This is a genomic window from Pseudomonas sp. P5_B2 (assembly GCF_056400445.1).
In genome coordinates, this window is the sequence record NZ_JBFULH010001357.1 from 1 (window position 1) to 675 (window position 675).

Sequence of the window (675 nt, forward strand, 5' to 3'; positions counted from 1 at the left end):
GTAGAGAACCGGCCAGGAGCAGTCATTCGCACAGGAGTATTTCAGACCCCAGATTGCGGACGCATCAGCTGCCAACGGATTGGGTGGGTGCGTTTTACAGGTCGCCCCCCACGACTAATCCACAATGAACAACTTCGCCCCGATCGTAGTGAATGACCGATGTCCCTCAGCATTATTGCCCACCTGATAGCTCATGCCTGGCGTCAGTGTGAACTGACGACCATCTTCCAGTTCTGTATGCAACTGACCCTCCAGGCACAACAGGATGTGCCCCCTCCAACACCAGTGATCGGCCAGATATCCAGGGCTGTATTCGACCATCCGCACACGCGCTGAACCAAACTGGCAGGTACGCCAATAGGCTGTGCCTGTCTGACCGGCATGCGCCACCGGCTCTATCGTTGACCAATCGGTGGTACCAAATGGGATTGCAGTGAGATCCATTGTTGCCTCATCGAAATGCAATAAATGCAGACCGTATCATTCGGGCGATGGTGCCGATAGACACAGAAGGCCCGCACTTATGGGATACAGGCGCGGTGAGAGAAACTGCCTTCACMCTGCCACTGGATAACCATTCGGTGCTGCTATCGCGGGTAACTCATTGACCGCTTCACGCTCTGAGCCGGTCGTGACAGGCAGAGAACGGCAAGCGTCTTGCGAAGTCATCTCGAC

Annotated in this window: 1 protein-coding gene; it reads right to left on the minus strand. The window is 55.3% G+C overall.

The window, feature by feature from the left end:
• Positions 1–114: 114 nt before the first annotated feature.
• Positions 115–444 (minus strand): DHCW motif cupin fold protein, encoded by a 330-nt coding sequence (locus tag AC1DRJ_RS31215; RefSeq protein ID WP_301157509.1) that lies wholly within the window; start codon positions 442–444, stop codon positions 115–117.
• Positions 445–675 lie beyond the last annotated feature (231 nt).

What these genes read in the sequence shown, in the direction of transcription:
- AC1DRJ_RS31215 (WP_301157509.1), bottom strand. Translation starts at nt 444, where the DNA reads ATGGATCTCACTGCAATCCCATTTGGTACCACCGATTGGTCAACGATA.